The organism is Corynebacterium sp. MSK012 (genome assembly GCF_030232435.1).
In the GTDB taxonomy this organism is placed as follows: domain Bacteria; phylum Actinomycetota; class Actinomycetes; order Mycobacteriales; family Mycobacteriaceae; genus Corynebacterium; species Corynebacterium jeikeium_D.
The window spans coordinates 21039-39556 of record NZ_JASPJU010000013.1 but is presented as its reverse complement, the minus strand read 5'-3'; the positions used below and the strand labels follow the sequence as shown (position 1 = coordinate 39556).

The 18518-nt window shown below is 59.5% G+C and carries 18 protein-coding genes; 9 read left to right on the top strand and 9 right to left on the bottom strand.

The genetic code is table 11. From position 1 onward, the window contains the following. Positions 1–7: 7 nt before the first annotated feature. The 6 genes from QP977_RS09775 to QP977_RS09750 form a co-directional block, all read right to left on the bottom strand. Positions 8–583 (bottom strand): NADPH-dependent FMN reductase, encoded by a 576-nt coding sequence (locus QP977_RS09775; RefSeq protein WP_016421405.1) that lies wholly within the window; start codon positions 581–583, stop codon positions 8–10. A 42-nt stretch (positions 584–625) separates the two neighbouring features. Further along, positions 626–1630 carry a class 1b ribonucleoside-diphosphate reductase subunit beta gene (gene nrdF, locus QP977_RS09770; RefSeq protein WP_076773175.1) on the bottom strand — a complete coding sequence of 335 codons (1005 nt, stop codon included), beginning with the start codon at positions 1628–1630 and terminating at the stop codon, positions 626–628. After that, the gene (gene nrdI / locus QP977_RS09765; protein ID WP_016421403.1) at positions 1627–2091 is read right to left on the bottom strand and encodes a class Ib ribonucleoside-diphosphate reductase assembly flavoprotein NrdI; all 465 of its coding nucleotides are present in this window, start codon (positions 2089–2091) and stop codon (positions 1627–1629) included. Before nrdI ends, nrdF begins: the two co-directional genes overlap by 4 nt. Positions 2092–2447: 356 nt before the next feature. Beyond that, the gene (locus QP977_RS09760) at positions 2448–3410 is read right to left on the bottom strand and encodes a MaoC/PaaZ C-terminal domain-containing protein (RefSeq protein WP_016421402.1); all 963 of its coding nucleotides are present in this window, start codon (positions 3408–3410) and stop codon (positions 2448–2450) included. 53 nt (positions 3411–3463) lie between these two features. Beyond that, the gene (locus tag QP977_RS09755; protein WP_048732093.1) at positions 3464–4822 is read right to left on the bottom strand and encodes a 3-oxoacyl-ACP reductase; all 1359 of its coding nucleotides are present in this window, start codon (positions 4820–4822) and stop codon (positions 3464–3466) included. A 47-nt stretch (positions 4823–4869) separates the two neighbouring features. Beyond that, a complete protein-coding gene (locus QP977_RS09750) occupies positions 4870–6192 on the bottom strand; it encodes an acetyl-CoA C-acetyltransferase (RefSeq protein ID WP_016421400.1) in 1323 nt (440 codons plus the stop codon). Positions 6193–6488: 296 nt separating this feature from the next. On the opposite strand from QP977_RS09750, the gene QP977_RS09745 reads away from it, so the two are divergent. The 5 genes from QP977_RS09745 to QP977_RS09725 all read left to right on the top strand — a co-directional run bounded on the left by QP977_RS09745 (position 6489) and on the right by QP977_RS09725 (position 11764). Continuing rightward, complete coding sequence (locus QP977_RS09745; protein WP_038626496.1) at positions 6489–7382, top strand: phosphoribosylaminoimidazolesuccinocarboxamide synthase; 894 nt, start codon at positions 6489–6491, stop codon at positions 7380–7382. 5 nt (positions 7383–7387) lie between these two features. Then, complete coding sequence (locus QP977_RS09740; protein WP_371441084.1) at positions 7388–9607, top strand: S9 family peptidase; 2220 nt, start codon at positions 7388–7390, stop codon at positions 9605–9607. Positions 9608–9611: 4 nt separating this feature from the next. Further along, positions 9612–10283, top strand: coding sequence for a 5,6-dimethylbenzimidazole synthase (gene bluB, locus QP977_RS09735; RefSeq protein WP_049173072.1), 672 nt, complete (start codon positions 9612–9614; stop codon positions 10281–10283). A gap of 133 nt (positions 10284–10416) precedes the next feature. Next, a complete protein-coding gene (locus QP977_RS09730; RefSeq protein ID WP_222865562.1) occupies positions 10417–11226 on the top strand; it encodes a polysaccharide deacetylase family protein in 810 nt (269 codons plus the stop codon). Between the two features lie 46 nt (positions 11227–11272). Continuing rightward, positions 11273–11764 (top strand): glutathione peroxidase, encoded by a 492-nt coding sequence (locus QP977_RS09725; protein WP_049173070.1) that lies wholly within the window; start codon positions 11273–11275, stop codon positions 11762–11764. A 6-nt stretch (positions 11765–11770) separates the two neighbouring features. Here QP977_RS09725 and QP977_RS09720 read toward each other — a convergent pair whose 3' ends face one another. After that, positions 11771–12709 carry a hypothetical protein gene (locus tag QP977_RS09720; protein ID WP_224783816.1) on the bottom strand — a complete coding sequence of 313 codons (939 nt, stop codon included), beginning with the start codon at positions 12707–12709 and terminating at the stop codon, positions 11771–11773. Between the two features lie 119 nt (positions 12710–12828). Here QP977_RS09720 and QP977_RS09715 point away from each other — a divergent pair, with 119 nt between their 5' ends. Then, the gene (locus tag QP977_RS09715) at positions 12829–13536 is read left to right on the top strand and encodes a hypothetical protein (RefSeq protein WP_049193818.1); all 708 of its coding nucleotides are present in this window, start codon (positions 12829–12831) and stop codon (positions 13534–13536) included. Here the strand turns inward: QP977_RS09715 and QP977_RS09710 are convergent. Further along, entirely contained in the window at positions 13533–14540 is a 1008-nt protein-coding gene (locus QP977_RS09710; protein ID WP_016421392.1) for an acyl-CoA thioesterase, read from the bottom strand. The genes QP977_RS09715 and QP977_RS09710 overlap by 4 nt on opposite strands. Positions 14541–14569: 29 nt before the next feature. Between QP977_RS09710 and QP977_RS09705 the strand changes: the two genes are divergently transcribed. The 3 genes from QP977_RS09705 to purM all read left to right on the top strand — a co-directional run bounded on the left by QP977_RS09705 (position 14570) and on the right by purM (position 17852). Beyond that, positions 14570–15010, top strand: coding sequence for a sterol carrier family protein (locus tag QP977_RS09705; protein ID WP_016421391.1), 441 nt, complete (start codon positions 14570–14572; stop codon positions 15008–15010). A gap of 50 nt (positions 15011–15060) precedes the next feature. Beyond that, positions 15061–16629, top strand: a complete 1569-nt coding sequence (purF, locus tag QP977_RS09700) for an amidophosphoribosyltransferase (protein ID WP_016421390.1) — start codon at positions 15061–15063, stop codon at positions 16627–16629. 158 nt (positions 16630–16787) lie between these two features. Beyond that, the gene (purM, locus tag QP977_RS09695; RefSeq protein WP_016421389.1) at positions 16788–17852 is read left to right on the top strand and encodes a phosphoribosylformylglycinamidine cyclo-ligase; all 1065 of its coding nucleotides are present in this window, start codon (positions 16788–16790) and stop codon (positions 17850–17852) included. A gap of 370 nt (positions 17853–18222) precedes the next feature. Here purM and QP977_RS09690 read toward each other — a convergent pair whose 3' ends face one another. Next, positions 18223–18405: a DUF3073 domain-containing protein gene (locus QP977_RS09690; RefSeq protein ID WP_005511943.1), complete on the bottom strand. Its 183-nt coding sequence runs from the start codon at positions 18403–18405 to the stop codon at positions 18223–18225. Positions 18406–18518 lie beyond the last annotated feature (113 nt).

Below are 18518 nucleotides of genomic sequence, written 5' to 3'. Positions count from 1 at the left end.
ATTTCAGTTAGTGGCGTGGGCTCTGCTCGCGAACTAGGTCTGCAAATCTGTTGATGTAGTCGCGAACAAAGTCCTCAGTGCTTGACGACGTGAATTCTCCTTGTTCGTCAATGAGTGTTGGCGATTGTCCCAGGAAGACCTCTGGCTGACCGAGCATCGGCATGTCGAAGTACGACAGCGCGAGTCGCAAGTTCTTCTGAGAGCTATAACCGCCCATACGGCCGACGGAGTGGCTGATAATTCCCGCGGGCAGGTTCTTCCATGCCACATCACCGTTGGGCTTAGATCCGATGTCAACGGCATTCTTCAGAGCTGCAGGAATTGTGCGGTTGTTTTCTGGGGTGACAAATAGGATGCCATCGCTGGCTTTAATGGTTTCCCGGAAACTGGTGTATTCCGCGGGAGTCGCAATATCGGACACTGCGGGGTCGTCGTAGTCGAAGTTGTAGAGAGGGAGGTCACGAATCTCGACGATGTCGACTTTGAAGTCATCGGGGAAGTACGTGGCTGCCTTGAGTGCAATCTTTCGTGCATAGGAGGCTCGACGCAAGCTTCCTACCAGGATAGAAATCTGTGCAGTCATGCGAATGTTCCTTTCTTAGGATGTATGGGGAAAGACGTGGATTTAGAAATCCCAGTCTTCATCTGCGGTGTCTTCGGCTTTTCCGATGACATATGCGGAGCCAGAACCGGAGAAAAAGTCGTGGTTTTCATCTGACCCCGGGGTGAGGGCGGCGAGAATCTCGGGCTTGAATGCGGTCTCATCATGGTTAAACCGCTGCGGGTAACCCAAGTTCATGAGCGCTTTGTTGGCGTTGTATCGAATGAAGTTGGCAACGTCGTCGTAAAGCCCGAGTGGTTGGTATAGGGCTTCGGAGTACCTTAGTTCGAGCTGGTATAGCTCGTCGAGAAGCTCGAAGACGAAAGCCTTCATCTGCGCTTGCGTGGCGCTGTCGTAGGTTTCTACGCCTCGCTGGAACTTGTAGCCGGAGTAATAGCCGTGAACAGCTTTGTCGCGCAGAATCAGGCGCACCATGTCGGCGGTGTTGGTCAGGATGCCTCGTGATGCGAAGTGCAGCGGGAGGTAGAAGCCGGCGTAGAGCGAGAAGGACGAAAGAAGCGTTGCTGCCGCCTTTCGCTTGAGCGGAACGTCGCCATAATAGTGTTTGAGCACAGCTTTTGACCGAGCCTGCAGGATGTCATTGGCGACTGCCCATTGGTAGGCAGCGTCGATGTCAGGGGTATTGGACAGCGTGGAAAATACTGAAGAATAGGACTTTGCATGCACTGCTTGCATGAAAGCGATATTCGTGTAGACGGCCTCTTCATGTTCTGTGCGGGCATCTTGAATTTGGGAAATCTCTCCGACAGACGCCTGGACTGTGTCGAGCATGGTCAGTCCGGTGAAGACCTTCATGGTCAGCTCGCGTTCTAGATCGGTGAGGCGTCGCCAGTCTGCAAGGTCATTGGACAGTGGGACTTTTTCGGGCAGCCAAAAATTTGCTGTTAGGCGATTCCACACTTCGAGATCTTTGTCATCGTGCACTCGGTTCCAGTTGATTGGCCGAAGGCGGGCAGCTGGGTCCTTGCGAAAAGACGGTGGCGTAGTTGAATAGCTGTAGATGTTCAAGAAGTAGCGCTCCTCCAGAATTTTTCCAGGCCCTCTTTGACGTTTTCCACATCGTGGTCTGTCCCCAGTAACTCGTAGTGGTATAGCTCCGGGACCTGGCATTTTGCAGAAATGATGGCTCCGGCTATGCAAAAGTCGGTGCCGAAATTTGTGTTGCCCGAGGTGATGACACCGCGGATGAAACTCCTGTTGGTTTCGTCGTTGAGAAAAGCGATGACCTGCTTAGGCACCGCGCGGCGCCGACATCCGCCGCCATAAGTCGGTGTGATCAGGACAAATGGGCTGCGAACGCGAATCATTCCGTCTTTTCGCGGATGTAACGGGATGCGTGCTGCTGGTTGAGCCAGCTTTTGGACGAACCGGTGAGTGTTTTCAGAAGCACTGGAGAAGTACACGATTCGGGGTGACTCCTCCGGTGGGAGTTCCGTGAAAGTCAGCGGCGTCTTCGATGATGAAGACACTCGATTACCTCCTATGTTCAATCGATTGAACATAGAATAGAGGAGTGAATGGGATGTCAACAAGGCGTTGCTTACGTGCGGTTGAACAGTGCTTAGTCACGCAACTGCGAAGTAAAGCCGCGACTCTGCATTAACGGCGGAAAAATCCAGCAGCTAACTATCAAGGCGAGAAAGTGGCGGGGTTGCCGGCGGGGGGGGGGGGAAGGAGACGGTGTCTCTCTGGGGGGGGGCATGCCAGTGGTGCCCTCGGCAAAAGCACAACTGGGAAAACAAAAACGCCACGCTTTGGAAAGGTCCAGTCAATGAGGAGACTGGTTTTCCAAAGCGCGGCGTTTTCTACAGCGCTTTCGTGTCAACTACTTCAGCGGACGAACACTTCCGGTGAAGTGCGGACGCTTCTTCTTGCGATCCCACGCGACAATGTTGACTGCGCGGCCGATGTTGGAGCTGCCCTCAGTCAGGTTGTGAGCAGCACCTGCACCGTCACCGGTGTGGGTGAGTGCGACATTGATGGTGGTCGGCAGAACGACCGGCGCACCGAAGGAAATCTGGAACTCGTACGACTGACCCGGCAGAACCTGTGCCTCAGCCAGCGCGCGGGAGGCGGTGTACATGCCGTGTGCAATCGCTGCTGGCATGCCCAGAGCCTTCGCGGAGACAGAGGTGATGTGAATCGGGTTCCAGTCACCGGAAACCTTGGCCCACTTGCGGCCGGTGTTGCCAGCCAGCTTCCACTGAGCGGTGGGGAAGGGAACCTTGAACTGCTCGCGTTTGATGGTCTCGGCGCCGGACTTGATGGCCTCACGCTGTGCCTGGACCTCTTCGAAGCCCTCGGCATCCTTCAGGCGAACGCCCTTGGCCAGATACACCGACTGCTCCTCGACCAAGGTGGCGCCGGATGTGGACGATGTAACAGTTGACTCCAGAACAACCTCAGTGCCCGAGCGGTGAGCGCGGAATGCGGCAACCTTCACCGCGATATCAACTTTGCCACCGAGTGTGACAGGCGAGATTTCGCGGTAGGTGTTCTCGGTGTGGACCAGGCCCATCATCGGCAGCGGGAAATCATCCGCAGCCATTAGCTCCATCTGGATGGGCATGATTAGGGCGTGGATGTGGCCGAAGAAAGCCTGTTCAGACTTCGGGGCGCCAACGACGTCGCGGAAGTCCTGGTCACGGTCGGCATCGACAGTGACGCCCTTGACCACTAGTTCATCGACCTTGATTTCGGTGGAGTTCGGGCGTTTCTTCGCCGAACCAGCAGCTGCCTTGGCGTAGAGCGGAACCAGATTGGGAATGGCATCCAGGGTCTTAGCCATAAGTTTTCCTCTTTCCTCCTTATCGGGAGCCTATGCGGAAGCCGCGACTTCGCTTAGGCGCCGACGATGTTCTGACCGCAGACGCGCAGGACGTGACCATTGACGCCGAGAGCGCGGTCGGAGACCAGGAAGGCGATTGCCTGGGCGACATCGCCCGGCTGGCCACCCTGCTGCAGCGAGTTCACGCGTCGAGCAACCTGGCGGTTGACGAACGGAATAGCAGCGGTCATGTCGGTCTCGATGAAGCCCGGAGCAACAGCGTTGATGTTGCCGCCGCGCTTAGCGAACTCCTCAGCGTAAGCCTCGACCATTGCGATAACGCCGGCCTTAGAGGTGGCGTAGTTGGTCTGACCGCGGTTACCTGCGATACCGGAGGTGGAAGCCATGGTGGCAATACGCGGAGCCTTCTCGAAGGCCTTGTGGTTCAGCAGCTGCTCGTTCATTTTCAGCTGAGACTCGATGTTGACGGCGATGACCGAGCCCCACTTGGCGTCGTCCATGTTGGCGAACATCTTGTCGCGGGTGATGCCTGCATTGTGGATGACGATGTCCAGGCGGCCGTAGCGAGCTACAGCGGCATCTGCAATGGCGTTGCCGGCGTCGTCGGCAGTGATGTCCTGCTGCAGAGCCAGGCCACCGAGCTCGTTGGCAACCTTGGACAGAGCCTCGCCAGCCTGCGGAACGTCGATGACGATGACCTCTGCGCCGTCAGCCTTGAGCTGGCGAGCGATAGCGGCACCGATACCACGGGCGGAACCGGTGACAGCGGCAACCTTGCCAGCCAGCGGCTTATCCCAGTCGGCCGGGATCTCACCAGCGTCGGAGGTGACGCGGAGGAACTGGCCGTCGATGAAGGCCGAGCGGCCGGAGAGGAAGAAGTGCAGGGAGGAAATCACGGACGGTGCGGTGACCGAGACACCCGGAGCAACGAGGATACCGTTGGCGGTGGAGCCGCCACGAACCTCGTGGCCGAGGGAGCGAATCAGGCCCTCGATACCACCGGCGACAGCGTTCTCAGCGATCTCGGCCGGGGTTGCGTTGTGGTGAGCATCCTTGGCGCGGGAGACGGTGACGATGCGGCCACCCTTGTCCAGCTTGCGCATGTGCTTTGCAGCAGCGAGCACTGGGCCCTGCAGCTCTGCCGGACGCTTGGCCTCAGTGGCGACGAGGACAATGGCACCAATCTTGTCGTCAGCGGCGGTGCCACGACGGACCTGCAGGCCCCACTCAGCCAGCTGGGCTGCAACTGCGTCTGCATCTGCACCCTCGCCGGTGACGAGCACCTTGTCGTTGTTCAGCAGCGGACCGCCCGGCTTGTGGCGGCGCAGGAACGGTGGCTGCGGCAGGCCAGCGGCCTTAGCCAGTCCAGTGAGCGGACCACCGTTGACGAGTTCCTGGTACTTATCGGTCATGGAAAATTCTCCTTGAAAGTAAAAGTGTCTTTATCGGTGGTGCGCTTTTAGACGCGAGCCTCGAGAACTGCGACAACACCCTGGCCGCCCGCAGCACAAACGGAGATCAGGCCGCGAGTGGTCTTGCCGGTCTCGTCTGCCTTCTGGCGAAGCATCTTGGCGAGGGCTGCCACAATGCGGCCGCCGGTAGCGGCGAATGGGTGGCCGGCTGCCAGGGAAGAGCCCTTGACGTTGAGCTTCTCGCGCGGGATGGAGCCCAGCGGGCCTTCCAGTCCGAGCTTGGTGCGGCAGAACTCCTCGTCCTCCCATGCCTTCATGGTGGACAGGACAGTGCCGGCGAAGGCCTCGTGGATCTCGAAGAAGTCGAAGTCATCGAAGGTCCAGCCGTTGCGGGCCAGCAGGCGCGGGGTGGCGTAAGCCGGAGCCATCAGCAGGCCCTCGTCGCCATGGACGAAGTCAACTGCGGCTGCCTCGGAATCGACGACGTCGGCAAGCACCGGCAGACCGCGCTCAGCGGCCCACTCCGGGGTGGAGACGAGGACGGCGGAGGCGCCGTCGGTAAGCGGAGTGGAGTTACCAGCGGTCATGGTCGGCTCTGCTTCCAGACCGCGGCCGAAGACTGGCTTGAGCTTGGCCAGCTTCTCCGGGGTGGAATCCGGGCGCATGTTGGTATCGCGGGAAACGCCCTTGTACGGGGTGACGAGGTCAGTGAAAAAGCCCTCGTCGTAAGCGTTTGCCATGTTCTGGTGGGAAGCGGCGGCGAGCTCGTCCTGCTCAGCACGGGTAACGCCCCACTTGGCGGTGGTGATTGCCTGGTGCTCACCCATGGACAGGCCAGTACGCGGCTCACCGGTCGACGGGGTGTCCGGAGCCAGGTCGGATGGACGAGCCTTCAGGAAAACCTTTGCCATGTCCAGAGTGGACTTCTGGCGGCTGGCCTCCAGCAGGATCTTGCGCAGACGGTCGTTGACAGCAATCGGAGCGTCGGAGGTGGTGTCCACGCCGCCGGCGATGGCGGAGTCAATCTGGCCCAGCTTGATCATGTTGGAGACAGAGTTGAGGGCTTCCATGCCGGTGGCACATGCCATCTGAATGTCGAAAGCCGGGGTGTCCGGCGCCAGTGCGGAGCCGAGGACACACTCACGGGTGAGGTTAAAGTCACGGGAGTGCTTCAGCACAGCGCCGGCGGAGACTGCACCGAGGCGTTCGCCGCCGATACCGAAGCGGGCGACGAGACCGTCGATTGCAGCAGTCAGCATGTCCTGGTTCGACTCGTTAGCGTATTCCTTATTAGAACGAGCGAACGGAATGCGGTTACCGCCGACGACGACTGCGCGGCGCAGAGAGTTATTGTTGGCCTGAGCTGCCATGTGATTGTTCCCTTCAAAATCCTTGAAGTGTGACGTGAATTACTAAATTTAGACAATACTGGTATCGGTGTTTTCTGTCACGTTTTTAGAAATATTTTTGCCCAGTCATCTACCGTGCGGGGGAGGTGAGGGGTAAACACCGTCGTTTACCTGTGAAAAATTCGATGGGCAGCAGTCCGGAATCTCAAAATTTTTCCCGCCTGACGACGGTAATTGCGTCAATCCCCACTAGTTGGGGTGGTGGCCGGAGGTATCAATAGAGTGCAAAGGCGTATAGGGGTTTAGACTTTATCGCCATGCGACCTGAACTTTCCTCGTATAACCATCTTTCCGCGGGCAAGGTCCGGGAAATCTACGAGATTGACCCTGAGACTCTGCTGCTTGTGGTCAGTGACCGTATTTCTGCCTTCGACCACATTCTGGAGACCCCGATTCCTGACAAGGGTCGAGTGCTCACCGCGATGAGCGTGTTCTTCTTCGACGAGATCGACTTTCCGAACCATATGGCTGGCCCGGCTGACGATGAGCGCATTCCGGAAGAGTGCCTCGGCCGTGCGCTGGTGTGCAAGAAGCTGGACATGCTGCCATTCGAGTGTGTCGCACGTGGCTACCTAACCGGCTCGGGTCTCGTCGAGTACAAGGAAAACGGCACTGTCTGTGGCATTGAGCTGCCAGAGGGCCTCGTCGAGGGCTCCAAGTTGCCAGAACCGATTTTCACCCCGGCCACCAAGGCCGAACTGGGCGAGCACGACGAGAATGTCTCCTTCGACGCCGTTGTGGAGTCCCTGGGGCAGAAGCGTGCCGAAGAACTGCGCGATGCCACCCTGCGTATCTACACCCAGGCTGCTGAACTGGCTGCTAAGCGCGGCATCATCCTGGCCGACACCAAGTTCGAGTTCGGTCTCGACTCCGACGGCAACCTGGTGCTGGCCGACGAGGTCCTCACCCCGGACTCCTCCCGCTACTGGCCAGCCGACTCCTACCAGGAGGGTTCGGTTAACCCGAGCTTCGACAAGCAGTACGTCCGAAACTGGCTGACCTGCTCCAAGTCCGGCTGGAAGAAGGACGAGGGCACTCCGCCGCCAGCGCTGCCGGGTAGTGTTGTGGAAGCAACTCGCGAGCGGTACGTCGAGGCCTACGAACGACTGTCGGGCCGCCGCTTCTCGGACTGGATTGGAGAACCTGCGTGAGCGAAGTGACCTTGGACTCGGCATCCGTCGGCAAGCCTGCAAAAAAGGATTTGCCCGCACCCCGTGCACAACGGAAGCCGGTGACTCGGTCCTTCCACGGAAGGGACTTCACCGATAACTTCGAGTGGCTCCGCGATAAGGAAAACTCCGAGGTTATCGACTACCTAGAGGCTGAAAATGCCTATACGGAGGCTTTTACCTCCGATCTTGACGGCACCGCGGACGCGATTTTTAAGGAGATCAAGTCGCGCGTGCAGGAGACCGATATGTCGGTCCCAACTCGCCTTAATGGCTGGTGGTACTACTCGCGCACGCAGGAGGGTAAGTCCTACGGGATGAGCTGTCGCGTGCGTGCGGAGGCCGGTGACGGTCTTGCCGCGTGGACTCCGCCGACCATCGCCGACGATGCCCCGGCACCAGGAGAACAGGTCATCCTGGATGCCAACGAGCTGGCCGAAGGCCATGATTTCTTCGCCCTCGGCGCAGCGAGCGTCTCCGCGGACGGCAATCTGCTGGCCTATTCCACCGACGTCACAGGCGACGAACGCTACACGCTGCGCGTAAAGGATCTGCGCACGGGCGAACTGCTTGACGACGAAATTGCGGGCATCGCCGCAGGTGCTACCTGGGTCGGCTCCGAGTGGATCTTCTATCAGAAGGTCGACGAAGCCTGGCGGCCGGATTCCGTGTGGCGTCACCGCGTGGGCACCTCTACCGAGGATGACGTCTGTGTCTTCCATGAGCCCGATGAGGCCTACTGGGTCGGAGTCGGTACGGTACGCAGCGAAAAGTACCTGATTATTGAGAGCTCCTCGAAGATTACCTCCGAGGTTTGGTACCTGGACGCCAGTGACCCGACCAGTGAGTTCGCCTGCGTGCGCCCGCGCGAGTCCGGTGTTGAATACGACATCGACCACGCCGTCATTAGTGGCCAGGATATGTGGCTGATTACACACAATATGACTGGCTCGAACTTCGCACTGGCCATGGTGCCGGTGGGGTCTTTCGACAGTATTTCGGATCTCACTGAGCTGGTCCCGCACCGCGATGACGTCCGTGTCGAGGGCGTTGACTGCTTCGCTGGGCACATCGCGTTTGGGTACCGTCGCGGCGGTATTGGGCGTGTGGCGCTGGCGGTATTGGCGCAGGACGAGGATGGTGCTGGCTCCGCTGAAACGGGCGATGCTGCCGACCCAGTGCCAGCGTCCGCTGTGAACTTCGTCGAGCTCGAATTCGACGAAGAGCTCTACTCCGCAGGCACTACCGGCAACGCTGAATGGGACACCCCGGTGTTGCGCTACGCCTACGGCTCCTTCACCACGCCGTCGCAGCTCTGGCAGATTGATATTGCCTCGGACAAGCGGGTGCTGCTCAAGGAGCAGAAGATTCGGGGGGAGTTTAATCGCGGTGATTACGTCGCCAAGCGTGAATGGGTGAGTGCAGCCGACGGTGCCCAGATTCCGGTATCGATTATCCACCGCGCGGACCTGGACCTGAGCAAGCCGAATCCGACGCTGCTCTACGGCTACGGTTCCTATGAAGCCTCGATGGATCCTGGCTTTTCCATCGCGCGACTGTCGCTGCTGGATCGTGGGATGATTTTTGTCATTGCACACGTCCGCGGTGGTGGCGAAATGGGCCGCGGCTGGTGGGAGAACGGTCGCGCAACCACGAAGAAGAACACATTCACTGACTTCGTCGCCGTCGCTGACTACCTGCTGGATTCTGGGTGGACCACACGCGAGCAGCTGGTAGCACTCGGCGGTTCGGCGGGCGGCATGCTGATGGGCGTGGTCGCGAACATTGCTGGCGATAGGTTCGCGGGCATTCAGGCCGTGGTCCCGTTTGTCGACTGCCTGACATCCATGCTGATGCCAGAGCTGCCGCTGACCGTGGTGGAGTGGGATGAGTGGGGCGATCCCTACCACGACCCGGAGGTCTACGACTACATGGCCTCCTACGCGCCGTACGAGAACATCTCGGCCGATGCGAAGTACCCGAAGATTCTCGCGATTACTAGTTTGAACGACACCCGCGTGCTCTACGTGGAGCCGGCAAAGTGGATCGCCAAGCTGCGCGAGGTTGTCGGAGGTCAGCCGGGGCAGTTCCTGCTCAAGACCGAGATGTCCGCAGGTCATGGTGGTGTTTCCGGTCGTTACGAACGCTGGCGTCAGACTGCCTTCGAGTACGCCTGGATTGTCCACACTGCTGGTGCGGTGGAGTAACGGCATGGATATGCGCACGCTGCTGTCCGCGCAGGGTTTTGACACCGATTCGCTTTCCGACGATCAGTTGGCCGTCTACCACACCCTTTTTCGGCGGCGGGATGTGCGCCGCGAATTCGCCGGAGAAGTGGTGGACAGGGAGCGATTGATGCGCGTGTTGGCGGCGGCCCATGCAGCCCCGTCGGTGGGGCTGTCCCAACCGTGGGACTTTCATATCATTCAGAATCCGGACCGCCTGCAGCAGTTTGCCGACCACGTAGCCGGACGTCGCGCTGAATTCGCGGCCAAGCTCGAAGGCGAGCGGCGTGAGACCTTCAATCCGATTCAGATTGAAGGAATCGTGGACTCGGGAACGGGCATCGTCGTCACCTATGACCCGACCCGTGGCGGCAAGAACATTCTCGGCCGCGACACCGTCGATGACACCGGCCTCATGTCAGTCGCGCTGGCTATTCAGAATCTGTGGCTGGCTGCTACGGCAGAGGGGCTCGGCGTCGGCTGGGTCAGTTTCTACCATGAGGATTTCCTGGCTGACTTTGTCGGTGTCGAGGCACCCGTGCGCCCGGTGGCCTGGCTGTGCATTGGTCCAGTAACGCACCTGGCCGAGGAGCGTGACTTGGAGAAGTTCGGTTGGCGCAAGGGACTGGCTCTCGATGAGGTTGTGCATTGGGGATAATCCGCGCTGCAGACGCACATTGATGTGCTGCGATGGCGCTTTTTGAACTCTTATTTGAAAGGCTTCTGAGTATTCTCCAAGCCTTGTCCTCTCCGTTACCAAAAATTTACATACGCCTGTTTTTGTTGAATCCATGGCAGGCAGTGGGGTGCAAGAACAGATTCGGACGACCGACCAGGTCATTCGTCCAGCGGGCAAAGAGCTCGTAACTGTTGACGGTGGTGTGGTCGGTTCGCCGCTTTTGGTGTCGGTGTCGGGTTTGCGCGATGGCACATTGCTCGACGTCGCTCGTTTCGTGGCAGCGATGGAACAGCGCGGTATTACACCGTCTCTGCTGGTAGCGCCGCATGCGGGTAAAAACTGGTCGTTGCGGGAAGCTCCGGCGGTGCTGGATTGGCTCCGCCGTCGTAGCGATGACGGCATCGAGATTGTTCTCGCGGGGTTCGATCAGTCAGTTCGAGGCCGAGGCGCGGAATTTGCGTCGTTAAGCGAACATGAAGCGCGTTTGCGCCTGACCGCCGCAACGCGCCAGATGCGTGCGATGGGTTTTGAGACGGACGTCTTTGCACCACCGAAGTGGACCATGTCGCCCGAGACCATGAACGTGCTGCCGGAGCTGGGCTTCCGAGTGGCAGCGGACCGAAATGGTGTCCGCGACCTGACCACTGGTGCTGTTGATCCGACTCGCGTGCTGGCTATCGGCGAGGGCTTCGGCGGCGCCGGTTGGTGGCGCCGTGCGGTGCGCTCCTCGGTGCAGCGCTCGCTGGAGAAGGGCCGCGCGGTGCGCATCTCCGTTAACGCTTCGAAACTGCGGGAGCACAAGCTGCGCCAGGATGTTGTCGGCATCATTGACCAGGCGGTCGATGGGGGTGCGCAGCCGGTCAACCACTCTTCGGTGCCGCTGGGCCGCGAGCTCTTTGAAGGCATGGAGCAGGTCGGCTAGTCGCTACCTCTGACGGCTATCGGGGGACTGCCCTAGTGTGGGGTTTATGAGCAATCTCTTCGACATCCCAGTGACCACCATCGACGGCAACGAAGCAACGATGAATGACTGGGCAGGCCACGTTCTGCTTATCGTCAACACCGCCTCGGAGTGCGGTTTCACGGATCAGTACGACGATCTGCAAGGACTTTTCGACGAATTCGCACCCCGTGGCTTCTTCGTCCTCGGCTTCCCCTGCAATCAGTTCGGTGGGCAAGAGCCCGGCAACGCCGAGGAAATCAAGCAGTTCTGCCAGCGCGAATTCGGCGTTACCTTCCCGCTCTTCCAAAAGACGAAGGTCAACGGCCATGGCGCGCACCCACTGTACAAGCTGTTGAAGGAAACCCCGGACGCCGACGGCGAGGCTGGGGATGTGAAGTGGAACTTCGAAAAGTTCGTTGTCTCGCCCGAGGGTGAGGTCATCGGCCGTTTCCGCTCCAAGGTCTCGCCTGACGACGATGCTCTGCGCGACCTCATCGAGGAAAACTTGCCTATTTAAACTTGGCTATTTGGTGGCGTCCAGCGGTGCCTGCTCGAAGTAGCCCGTGGCACCGTAGCCCACGATGCCACCTCGGTTGCGCAGGGTCATGCTAGCTAGACCGACCTTGCCAAGCTCATCGCCACCGATGGTGACCCAGTCACCCTGAACCGCGACAACCATGTTGGCGTGCACCCCAAGGCCTGCGGGGTAGCGGTAGAAAATGATGTCACCCACCTGAGGAGAGAAGTCCTTGTCGGTGACGAAAGCATCATGTGCCTTGTAGGCATCCATGAGCTGTTCGACATCCGTAACCAGCCATGGGTTCTCGGCTGCGGCAGCCGAATCCTCGGGCGTATCAAAGACCGGAACACCCGCGGACGCGAGCAGGAATGACAAGAATGGCGCAGTCCAGGAACCGGAGCAGTCGACCGTGTTGCCGAATGCGTCAAGGTTTGGATTCAGCTTCGCGGTCTGGTTCGCAGCTGTGGGTGCAGAACCCGGCCTGGTGGCAGCAGCGGCGGCGACGGCATCTGCATCAGCAGTTGGGTCTGCGTCTGAATTCGGGTGCTCGCCGACCTTGGGGATAACGCTGCGGATGTCGTCATCAGTAGCGCCACACGCCAGGCCGAAGTAAACCTCAGGGGAGGGCTGCTCCTCGTACTGATAGCGCGCAACATCCTTCAGAGCCTGCTGATAGTAAGGGCGGTCTGCCTCGGTGCGGGGGAACGTGCCACCACGCCACGCCAGAACATTGATAGGACCGAAGAGCGTGAACCACCCGGCGAAGAGGAATACCGCCGTCAGTACCAGGATGGAAACAGGCGGGATAGCGGCGCGAACACGTTGCAGCATGCTCGGTGAGGATGCGTTCTCCTGGCCGTCGTCAAGCGATGGTGAGGAAGACTCAGACCGTGCTGCGTGAGGCTGCTGTGCGGGCACAGGCGCGGGTGAATCGGTGGTCATATCTTCTCAGGATAGTAGGCGGCGCTGCGCTCGTCCTTGGCGAGTGCGTCTGAGCCGTACGTAATGGCCTAGTCTGCGGCTCCTGCTGCAGAAGAGGGCGTGCAGTTAAACTGTGGTTCATGACTTCACCCGACATGCGTAACGAGGCCGAGCACGACCCTCGTGAGGATCTGCCGAGCTTCCTGCGTGAGCCGGACAAAATAGACAAGCTTCTCTATGCATCGCTGATGCTGGTTGCCGTGTACGGCTTTGCAATCATCCCGTTCCGTGCGGTTTTGCTGCTCAAGTACACGTTCTTGCACACATGGCTGACAGGATCGAATCTGTCGGTGCTGATTCTCGCGTCGGAAAACGAGGACCGGCCGCTCTTCCTCTTCGCTGTTGTAGTGATTGCGGCGCTTTCGACAATCAAGTTCATGCCGTTCTTCTACTGGATGGGCAAGAAGTGGGGCACGGAATTCATAACGATGAGTTTCGGCGGACACCCACCGCGATGGTTTAAGAAGATGGAGAACTTCATCTATGAACGCATCGGGCTGAGTGTGCTGGCATCGTTTGTGCCATTCTCGCCGATTCCGGCCACGATTGTCGTGGCCATCGGTGGTATTGCGAAGGTGCGCGGCTGGGTAGTAGGCGTGTACCTCTTCTTCTGTGCCGCAATGCTCAAGTGCTTCTACCTGTACTTGGGCCTGAAGTTTGGCCCAAGCATCCAGGGCTCCCTGCAGACGATTGACCGGTACGTCACCTACATCACCTTCGCGCTGATTGGCTGGATGTTCCTATCCATCTGGTGGAAAAACAGGAAGCCGGGTAGCCAGGCGGCTTAATCCTGTTCGCGCTCAATCAGCGGCAGCGGGCTGTACTTGTCACGCAATGCCTTCAGTGACAGATCGTGAGCGTGCAGGCGCTTGTCCTCATCCGTCGTCGGCTGGAAGTGCGGTACCGGCTGCGGGTTGAAATCGTCATCAATTGCGACATACGTCATGGTCGAATGCAGTGCCTTGCGCAGGCCGCCGACACCCTTGCGGGGCTCACAGCAGTAGACCTGCACCGACAGGTGCATCGAGGTCGTGCCTGTACGCAGGATGCGTGCGCGCACCTCAACCAGGTCGCCAATGTGGATTGGGCTGTAGAAGCGAATACCACCTGCGTAGACAGAAATGGTCTGGCGCCCTGCCCAGTTGGTGGTAACTGCCGTCGCAGCCTCGTCGATCCACTCCATGGCGGTGCCGCCGTGGACGTTTCCGCCCCAGTTGACATCGGTCGGCTTTGCCAGGAAACGTGTGGTCAGTTCGGGTGCGGAAGAGTCCGCGGAGTAGGTCTGCGCGCGCATGCTGGCTTCGATGTCGCGGCGGAGCTCAAAACGGGAAAGAGCGGCTTTCTCAACGCGCTCTTCTTCCTCTGTTTGCGGCACCCACTTCGGCACCGGAGTCGACTTACCGTTTTCATCCATGGCCACGAAGATCACCAGGCAGTCAGCTGCGCGGGTGAACTTGCCCTCGCGCGGATCAGCCGAGAGCACTTCGTTGACGATGTGCATGGAACTGCGACCGGTATGCGCAATCTTGGAGCGCACCTCGACAATGTGGCCGCTGGGAATCGGGCGAGTGAAGTGAATGTGACCGAAGTACGCAGTCACGCAGTAGCGTCCCGACCAGCCGGTCGCGCAGGCGTAAGCGGCCTTGTCAATCCACTGCAACACACGGCCGCCGTGGACAGAATTGGTTCCGGCCATAATGACATCGGTCGGCGATGCCATAAAACGGAGTACAAGAGATGGTGACGCTGGAGCATGCACCTGTTCAGCTTTTTCAGTTGACTGCGTATCCATATATGAAAGCATAACTCTAGGATGAGGTTATGGTATCCAAAATCTCGCCTTTCGACGTTCGCAGCGCTCTTTCCACCGCCGCACCCTGGGCGGCGCAACGGCTTCTCGGCCGCGAATTGCTATCTGACCAAGAGGCTGCCTCCTTCATCGGGCCGGATGGGGCGCAGGGGTCGTCGTTAAGCCGTGCGAGCCTTGCCAAAGCGGTGCGTCTGTCCGTGCGGATGCTCGCCCAAGAGGCTCCGGGGCATAGCGTCGAGGTGCGCGTGCCGCCCTTCGTCGCGGTCCAGTGCATTGAGGGCCCCAGGCACACGCGCGGTACGCCGCCCAATGTCGTGGAGATGTCGCCGGAGATTTGGCTGGGACTCGCGTGCGGAATGATCACGTTAGAGCAGGTGCAGGCGCACATCGATATGTCGGGCACGCGCGCGGCGGAAATTGGGAATCATCTGCCGGTGGCGCGCATTTCTTAAAGCCCGTGGGGGGATGCTGAATTGGTGCCTAGGCGGGTGGGGCTATTAGTGTGAATGTCGTGGCCGATACCAACATTTCAGGTGCACCAAAGTCCAAACTTTTGCCAATTTCGCCTTACGACGATCTGGGAGAGACATCCCCGCGCGAAGAATGTGGCGTTTTTGGCGTTTGGGCACCTGGCGAAGACGTGTCCAAACTCACCTACTATGGCCTGTTTGCCCTGCAGCATCGCGGCCAGGAAGCCGCCGGTATCGCAGTCGGCGACGGCGACCAAATTCTCGTATTCAAGGACCTGGGCCTTGTTTCCCAGGTTTTTGATGAGCAGACGCTCGACGCTCTGAAGGGGCACGTAGCGGTGGGGCACACGCGCTACACCACCGCCGGCGCTCCTGCGTGGGAGAATGCACAGCCGATGTTCCAGATGGCCTCTGACGGCACGGACATCGCGCTGGGGCACAACGGCAACCTGACCAACCACCTCACGCTGTTCCATGAGGCGGTCGACAAGGGTTTACTGCGTGAAGAGGGCGAGCTGCCCAGTGACTCCGCAATCATGACCACTTTGCTTGCCGACGAAACCGGCAAGATTGACCACCCCGAAGATTACGGCTGCAGCACCAATGTAGAAGCGGCCGCGATGGCACTGCTGCCGCGTTTGAAGGGTGCTTTCTGTCTTACTTTCACCGATGGCGAGACGCTGTACGCCGCGCGTGACCCATACGGTGTGCGCCCGCTGTGCCTGGGGCGCCTGTCCGGTGGCTGGGTAGTCGCATCCGAGACTTGCGCGCTGGATATCGTCGGTGCATCGTTCGTTCGCGAGATCGAGCCAGGCGAGATGGTGACCATTGATGCTTCCGGTGTGCGTTCGCAGCGTTTTGCCGAGACCACCCACGCTGGATGCATTTTTGAGTACGTCTACCTGGCCCGCCCGGACTCCAACATCCGTGGTCGCTCCGTCAACGCGGTGCGTCTTGAGCTGGGCCGCCAGTTGGCACGTGAGTTCCCGGCTGACGGTGACCTGGTGATGCCGGTGCCGGAATCCGGTACCCCGGCCGCTGTTGGCTACGCCCAGGAATCGGGCATCCCGTTTGGTCAGGGGCTGACCAAAAACGGCTACGTGGGGCGTACCTTCATTCAGCCTTCGCAGACGATTCGTCAGTTGGGTATCCGACTGAAGCTGAACCCACTGAAGGAAGTTATCGCCGGTAAGCGCTTGGTCGTGGTCGATGACTCCATCGTCCGCGGCAACACTCAGCGTGCCCTGATTCGCATGCTGCGTGAGGCTGGTGCGAAGGAAGTGCACGTGCGCATCGCCGCACCGCCGGTGAAATGGCCGTGCTTCTACGGCATTGACTTCGCTTCCCCGGGCGAGTTGTTGGCCAACGGTGTCGATGAGAATGACATTGTCGCCGGTATCGCAACCGCGATTGGTGCCGACAGCCTGGGATTTGTCTCTATCGATGGCATGGTCGCCGCTTCCGAGCAGGCAAAGACCGAAGTCTGTTGTGCGTGCTTCGATGGCAAATACCCGCTGGGGCTGCCGGAGGGCAATCCGAATGCGGCAGCGGTGGAAAGGATGCAGGCAGCCCAGGCTGCCAAAGCCGCAACGAGCAATTAGCCTCGAAACCTCCTTAGAATGAACTACGAGAACTGAACCGAGAACGAAGCGCAAGCGGTGCCGTGGATTGCAGCCGTTGCTTTGTTCCCGGTCCGCCAATACTCCCGGATACGGCAGTAACGCCGCCCGGGGGAGAAAGTTTAAAGCGAGAGCCTCTAATGACCGAGAACGTTTCTGGTGCTTCCTACGCTGCAGCCGGTGTCGACATCGAAGCCGGCGACCGCGCCGTTGAACTATTCGCCCCGATTGCCAAGAAGGCCACTCGCCCAGAGGTCCGTGGCGGGCTCGGCGGTTTTGCCGGCCTGTTTGCACTGGGCAACTACGAAAAGCCGCTGCTGGCCGCATCCTCCGATGGTGTGGGGACCAAGTTGGCCGTGGCGCAGGCCGTCGGCAAGCACGACACCATTGGCCTGGACCTGGTCGCCATGGTCGTCGATGACCTGGTCGTGTGCGGTGCCGAGCCGCTGTTCCTGCAGGACTACATTGCAATTGGCAAGGTCGTGCCGGAGCACGTCGCCGAAATCGTTTCCGGCATCGCCGAGGGATGCGTCCAGGCGGGTTGCGCACTCCTGGGTGGCGAGACTGCAGAGCACCCGGGTGTGATGGAACCGGGTGAGTACGATGTCTCCGCTACCGGCGTCGGTGTCGTGGAAGAGGACAAGCTTCTCGGCCCGGACCGCGTGCGTGAGGGCGATGTCATTATCGCCATGGAGTCCTCTGGACTTCACTCCAATGGCTACTCGCTGGCTCGCTACGTTCTCCTGGAGAAGGCCGGTCTGGAGCTCGACGGTTATGTCGAGGACTTCGGGCGCACCCTCGGTGAGGAGCTGCTGGAGCCAACCAAGATTTATGCGAAGGATTGCCTGGCTCTCATGAACGAGGCCGAGGTCCGCACTTTCTGCCACGTCACCGGTGGTGGATTGGCTGGCAACATGGTTCGCATCATGCCGGAAGGCCTGACCGCCGACATGAGCCGCGCAACTTGGACCCCGGGTCCGATTTTCAAGACCATTGCTGAGCTCGGCAACGTCTCCCGCGAGGAGATGGAGAAGACCTTCAACATGGGTGTTGGCATGGTTGCGATTGTTTCCGCAGAGGACCGCGATCGTGCCCTGGCTCTGCTGACTGCCCGCCACATCAACGCTTGGGAGCTGGGTACTGTCCGCAAGAGCGAGGCTGGCGAGGACGGGGCTGTTTTGCGCGGCAGCCACCCGCGCTTCTAAGCGTCGGCCGGCCGTCGGTTTACTGCGACGGGCGGCCGGGGACTGGGCCGGCTGGTCTGCCGTGGAGGGCGGCCTACTGATGCGACGGGGCGGTCTAGATTCTGGGTTGCACAACGGAGATCCCAGAAAACCACGGGCTGCAAATGTGAAACTGTATGAGTTTATGACACTTTCGAGCCGTTTTTCGGGCGATTTTTGTCATAAACGCAGTCAGTAACTCGGATTGATTCGCCGCGGCCGAACATAATCGGCCGAGCATAAACGCAGTCGACGAAGCAAAAGCAAGCACCCACCAACGGAATCGTTGGTGGGTGCTTGCTTTATTGAAATAGAAACGCTTTGCGGAAAATACGACAGCGGTTAGCTTGCGCTAGCTGTCGCGACCAGCGCCTGAGGCCCATTCCTCCCAGTCAGAGTAATAGTCGTCTCGATCGGACTCGTTCGACTTGCCGACGAGTTCCCGCTGCAGACGTTCCAAATCCATTTCTGGTGAATCGTACTTGAGCTGCCGGGCAACCTTCGCCTGCTTTGCTTTCGCACGGCCGCGACCCATGGCCTGACCCCCTTGTGTAATCCGTGGGACGGCACGGGGATACGGCCGACCCACTTATGTCTTATTGCGTTAATTCCTGTAAGACACCATAGCTGATTTTTAGACGAAGGGGT

Bases quoted from the DNA above. Each gene is read 5' to 3' on its own strand.
- QP977_RS09775 (WP_016421405.1), bottom strand. From the start codon at position 583: ATGACTGCACAGATTTCTATCCTGGTAGGAAGCTTGCGTCGAGCCTCC.
- QP977_RS09760 (WP_016421402.1), bottom strand. From the start codon at position 3,410: ATGGCTAAGACCCTGGATGCCATTCCCAATCTGGTTCCGCTCTACGCC.
- QP977_RS09755 (WP_048732093.1), bottom strand. From the start codon at position 4,822: ATGACCGATAAGTACCAGGAACTCGTCAACGGTGGTCCGCTCACTGGA.
- QP977_RS09750 (WP_016421400.1), bottom strand. From the start codon at position 6,192: ATGGCAGCTCAGGCCAACAATAACTCTCTGCGCCGCGCAGTCGTCGTC.
- QP977_RS09745 (WP_038626496.1), top strand. From the start codon at position 6,489: ATGCGACCTGAACTTTCCTCGTATAACCATCTTTCCGCGGGCAAGGTC.
- bluB (WP_049173072.1), top strand. From the start codon at position 9,612: ATGGATATGCGCACGCTGCTGTCCGCGCAGGGTTTTGACACCGATTCG.
- QP977_RS09730 (WP_222865562.1), top strand. From the start codon at position 10,417: ATGGCAGGCAGTGGGGTGCAAGAACAGATTCGGACGACCGACCAGGTC.
- QP977_RS09725 (WP_049173070.1), top strand. From the start codon at position 11,273: ATGAGCAATCTCTTCGACATCCCAGTGACCACCATCGACGGCAACGAA.
- QP977_RS09720 (WP_224783816.1), bottom strand. From the start codon at position 12,709: ATGACCACCGATTCACCCGCGCCTGTGCCCGCACAGCAGCCTCACGCA.
- QP977_RS09715 (WP_049193818.1), top strand. From the start codon at position 12,829: ATGACTTCACCCGACATGCGTAACGAGGCCGAGCACGACCCTCGTGAG.
- QP977_RS09710 (WP_016421392.1), bottom strand. From the start codon at position 14,540: ATGGATACGCAGTCAACTGAAAAAGCTGAACAGGTGCATGCTCCAGCG.
- QP977_RS09705 (WP_016421391.1), top strand. From the start codon at position 14,570: ATGGTATCCAAAATCTCGCCTTTCGACGTTCGCAGCGCTCTTTCCACC.
- purM (WP_016421389.1), top strand. From the start codon at position 16,788: ATGACCGAGAACGTTTCTGGTGCTTCCTACGCTGCAGCCGGTGTCGAC.
- QP977_RS09690 (WP_005511943.1), bottom strand. From the start codon at position 18,405: ATGGGTCGCGGCCGTGCGAAAGCAAAGCAGGCGAAGGTTGCCCGGCAG.